At 65.8% G+C, this 4,609-nt stretch carries 3 protein-coding genes and 1 pseudogene; 3 read left to right on the top strand and 1 reads right to left on the bottom strand.

The genetic code is table 11. The features are described from left to right. Together AC1VAN_RS12530 and AC1VAN_RS12525 are read left to right on the top strand one after the other, a co-directional pair. Positions 1-255 (top strand): annotated as a pseudogene (locus AC1VAN_RS12530) (alpha/beta hydrolase); the annotation flags it as partial. A gap of 157 nt (positions 256-412) precedes the next feature. Then, positions 413-2,608, top strand: coding sequence for a TonB-dependent siderophore receptor (locus AC1VAN_RS12525; protein ID WP_313115650.1), 2,196 nt, complete (start codon positions 413-415; stop codon positions 2,606-2,608). Between the two features lie 54 nt (positions 2,609-2,662). On the opposite strand, the gene AC1VAN_RS12520 is transcribed toward AC1VAN_RS12525, so the two are convergent. Next, complete coding sequence (locus tag AC1VAN_RS12520; protein WP_025878940.1) at positions 2,663-3,364, bottom strand: pirin family protein; 702 nt, start codon at positions 3,362-3,364, stop codon at positions 2,663-2,665. 140 nt (positions 3,365-3,504) lie between these two features. Here AC1VAN_RS12520 and AC1VAN_RS12515 point away from each other — a divergent pair, with 140 nt between their 5' ends. Continuing rightward, on the top strand, positions 3,505-4,425 hold the full coding sequence (locus AC1VAN_RS12515) for a LysR family transcriptional regulator (RefSeq protein ID WP_025878941.1): 921 nt from the start codon (positions 3,505-3,507) through the stop codon (positions 4,423-4,425). The last annotated feature ends 184 nt before the right edge of the window (positions 4,426-4,609 follow it).

The following is a 4,609-nucleotide window of genomic DNA, read 5'->3' as shown; positions in this document are numbered from 1 at the left end:
GCGGTGACCCAGAAGGCGCCGCTGGCCAGTACCTTCGGCGATGCGATCAGCGATCCGGCGTGGAAGCACAAGCCGAGCTGGTACCAGCTTTCCAGCCAGGACCGGATGATCGCGCCACAGAACCAGAAGGCCATGGCCGAACGCATGCAGCCCAAGCGCCTGCTGCAGCTGGAGGCAAGCCATGCCTCGCTGGCCTCGCATCCCTCCGAAGTGGCAGCGCTGATCCTGGAGGCCGTGGCTGCCGTCGACGGCTGACTATCGCCAGGCAGCAGTCCCAGGTCAGGCACTGGCGCCACCCCACGACAGCGGGGGCGCAGGAGAGTAAACTCCTGCGCCGGCCGCCCTTGGCCGCATTTCCCCCTTCCCCTCGAGCCGCCGCCAGAGGATCCCACCCCTTCGTGGAGGTCCCGTCGTGTCGTCTGTGCCTGTTCGTTTTTCCGTGCTGTCCCTGCGTCGCCGCCCATTGGCGAGGGCCCTTGCCAATGGTCTTCTGCTGACCACAGTGGCCACTGCCGGCGCCGCCTCGGCGCAATCGGCGCCGGTTGAAGAAGAGGGCAGGACAGCCTCGCAGACCCTGCAGACCGTGCAGGTCACCGCCAACCAGCTGGGCACCATCACCGAGGGCAGCGGCGCGTACACGCCGGGTACCATCGCCACCGCCACCCGCTTGGTGCTGACTCCGCGGCAGACCCCGCAGACCATCAGCGTGATCACCCGTGCGCAGATGGACGACTTCGGTCTGGATGGCATCGATGACGTGATGCGGGTGACCCCGGGCATCAGCATCGTCACCTACGACAGTGAGCGCACCGAGTACTACGCACGTGGTTTTGCCGTGCAGAACTTCCAGTACGACGGCATTCCGATGTCACGCGACTCGGCGTACTCGGCCGGCAATACGCTCAGCGATACCGCGATCTAYGACCGCATCGAAGTGCTCAAGGGCGCCACCGGCCTGCTGACCGGCATGGGCGACCCCGGCGCGACCATCAACCTGGTGCGCAAGAAGCCGGGCAAGGAATTTGCTGGCAGTGCGACGCTGGGGGTCGGCCGCTGGGACGACTACCGTGCCGAAGTCGATGTCGGCGGACCGTTGACCGCCGATGGCCGCGTGCGCGGGCGCGCGGTAGGTGCCTGGCAGGACAAGCATTCCAATCTGGATTTCTACCAGCGCACCAGCAAGGTCGGCTATGCCGTGCTGGAAGCCGATCTGGGCGAACGCACGCTGCTGACAGTCGGTGGCGACGTGCTGGAGAGCGATCCCAAGGGCTCGACCTGGGGCGGTATTCCGCTGCTGGACAGCCAGGGCAATTTCAACGACATGCCGCGCTCGTTCAACAACGGCACCCACTGGAGCGGTTGGCGCCAATACGTGCGCACCGGCTTTGCCACGCTGGAACATACCTTCGACAACGACTGGGTAGCCAAGCTGCAGCTCAACCATCAGGTCAACGGCTACGATGCGGCACTGGCCGGTGCGGCCGGTGGCAATCCCAATCCGGTCACCGGCGAAGGCGTCTCGTTGTGGCTGGGCAAGTACGTCGGCAAGACGGTCAGCAACGCGGCCGACTTCTATCTGAGCGGCAATTTCGGCCTGTTCGGTCGCCAGCATGAACTGGTGGTCGGCGGCAGTGCCTCGCGCAAGCGCTGGACCAACACCGGCTATTCGCCGCAGCCCGGGTACCCGACCGCCGTTGCCGACTACAACAGCTGGAAGGGCGACATCCCGGAGCCGGAATGGCAGCGCGGTTATGGCAACAATGAGGTGACCCGCGAGAACGGCCTGTACGTGGTCGGTCGCTTCGACGTGGCCGACCCGTTGAAGGTGATCGTCGGCAGCCGCCTGGCCAGCTACCGTTCGCCGCAGACGCGCGAGACCGGCGTGTTCGTGCCTTATGCCGGCGTGGTCTACGACCTTGGCCAGCACTATTCGGTGTATGCCAGCTACAGCACCATCTTCAAGCCGCACAGCGAACGCGACGAACAGGGCAAGGCACTGGATCCGCTGGAAGGCCGCAGCTATGAAATGGGCCTGAAGGCGGAGTTCCTCGACGGCCGCTTCAATGCCAGCGCGGCACTGTTCCAGCTCGACCAGGACAATTTCGCCCAGCCTACAGGCGGCAAAACGCCCAACGGAGAAGACGCCTATCGCGCACTGATGGGCGTACGCACCAAGGGCTACGAACTGGAGATGTCCGGGCAGTTGGCCGAGGGCTGGCAGGTGCAGGGTGGCTTTGCGCACAAGATCGCCCGCCAGGCCGGCAGCAAGGTGACCACGCTGGAGCCGGAAAACCAGTTCAGCCTGCACACCAGCTACCGCCTGCGCGGCGACTGGCAGGGCCTGACCGTCGGTGGCGGTGCGCGCTGGCAGGACTCCACGTTCGGCGACATCACCAACCCCGCCAGTGGCACGTCGGTGGTTCATCGCACCCAGCCGTACTGGCTGCTGGATGCCATGGCCCGGTACCAGTTCAACGATCGCCTGTCGGCCACGGTCAACGTCAACAACCTGCTGGACAAGCGCTATTACACGATCTTCAGCTGGTACAGCACCTACACCTGGGGCGAGCCGCGCAACGTGCGGCTGGCAGTGACGTACAGGTTCTGATCGCGTTGCAACAGGACATGCCCGCGATGCCGGATGGCATCGCGGGCATGCTGGTTACAGCTTCAGGTCGAACACCAGCACTTCGGCGTCGTTGCCGTTTTCCAGGGTCAGCTGTGCCTCGTCGCTGACCTGCAGTGCGTCACCCGCTTCCAGGGTGATGCCGTTGACCTGCAGCTGGCCACGCGCCACCTGCACATACGCGCCGCGGCCGGCAGCCAGGGCGTGGTGCAGCTTCTGCTCGCCATCGAGGATGGTGGCGAAGATGCGCGCATCCTGATGGATATGCAGCGAACCATCGGCGCCATCCGGCGAGGCGATCAGGCGCAGCTGGCCGCGCTTGCTCTCCGGCGTGAAGTGGGTCTCCTCATACGACGGCGCGATGTTCTCGGCCTCCGGGAAGATCCAGATCTGCAGGAAATGCACCGGATCGCTGGCCGAATGATTGAACTCGCTGTGGCTGACGCCGCTGCCTGCGCTCATGCGCTGCACGTCGCCGTAGCGCAGCACCGAACCGGTGCCCATCGAGTCCTTGTGTTCCAGCGCGCCGCCCAGCACGTAGGAGACGATCTCCATGTTGCTGTGGCTGTGGGTGCCGAAACCCTGGCCGCCGATCACCTTGTCTTCGTTGATGACCCGCAGCGGGCCGAAGCTCACATAGCGGGGGTCGTAGTAGCTGGCGAACGAGAAGGTATGGCGCGAGGACAGCCAGCCATGCTCGGCCAGGCCACGGGTAGCGCTCTTGCGGATCTGCAGCATGATGGAATCTCCTTGTTCGATGGTTTCGATGGGGCGGGGTGGGCGGGTAGCCGCTGTGTTTCCCCGTTGAAGAGAAGTATCCGCTTGCACCTTGGGTTTGAAAAACGGATAGTTTTGACAGCCATCATCGAAAATTTCGAATGCTCAAGCTCAGCCTCGATGCCCTGCAGATCCTGGATGCGATCGACCGCCGAGGCTCCTTTGCCGGCGCCGGCAAGGCCCTGCACAAGGTGCCTTCGACCATTTCCTACACCGTGGCCAAGCTGGAAGAGGATCTGGGGGTGCAGCTGTTCGACCGGATCGGCCCGCGGGCGGAGCCGACCGAGGCCGGGCGCGCGCTGCTGGAGGAGGGCAGGCACCTGCTGCGTGCGGCCCGGGAGCTCGAGCTGCGGGTGCGGCGGGTGGCCTCGGGCTGGGAGGCGGAATTGACCCTGGCGGTGGATTCGGTGTTTCCGACCTGGCTGCTGGGGCCGGATATCGCCGCGTTCCGCGAGGTGGCGGCGCCCACCCGGCTGCGCCTGTTTGGCGAAGCACTGTCCGGTACCTGGGAAGCGCTGCTGGACCGGCGCGCCGACCTGTTGGTCGCGGCTCCCGGTGAGGGTCCCAGTGGCGGGGGCTACGTGGTCGAGCCGCTGGGCAGCGTTGATTTTGTGTTTGCGGTGGCACCCGGGCATCCGCTGGCGTCCGTACCGGGTGTGCTGGGCCGCGAGCAGTTGGCGCCGTATTGCGCGATCGCCGTGTCCGACTCTGCGCGGCGGCTGCTGCCACGAACGGTGGGGCTGTTGATGGGCCAGGAGACGTTGACCGTGCCGGACATGGCCAGCAAGTTGAAGCTGCAGTGCCAGGGGCTGGGATTCGGCTTCCTGCCCGAGCCTTGCGCGCGCGCGGCGGTGGCGCGCGGCCAGCTGGTGATCCGCGAGGTCGAGGAGCACAAGCCGGAAGAGACCTTCTGGCTAGCCTGGCGCACCGGTGAAGATGGCGCGGCCCTGCGCTGGTGGCGCGAGCGCTTGCGGCGGCCGGAGCTGCTGGCGCAATGGTGGCAGGCGATGGCAGAGGGGTAGGGTTCGGCAGGGCTGCGCCCTGCACCTGCAGTAGTGCCGGCCGCTGGCCGGCAACCTCAACAGCAACAGCAACAGCGGGTATTCCGTGGAGGGCGGGGCGGTGTCGGATGGCGGGGACGCCGCAAGTACGTCCTTGTAGGCTTGGCAGCCGCATCCATGCGGCTGACACCCCGCAATCCGACAC

The organism is Stenotrophomonas sp. 05L44_2, assembly GCF_056665995.1.
The sequence above is the reverse complement of the archived record's forward strand: the minus strand, read 5'-3'. Positions and strand labels throughout refer to the sequence as shown.

Coding starts and splice junctions, on each gene's coding strand:
- AC1VAN_RS12520 (WP_025878940.1), bottom strand. CDS start 3,364: ATGCTGCAGATCCGCAAGAGCGCTACCCGTGGCCTGGCCGAGCATGGC.
- AC1VAN_RS12515 (WP_025878941.1), top strand. CDS start 3,505: ATGCTCAAGCTCAGCCTCGATGCCCTGCAGATCCTGGATGCGATCGAC.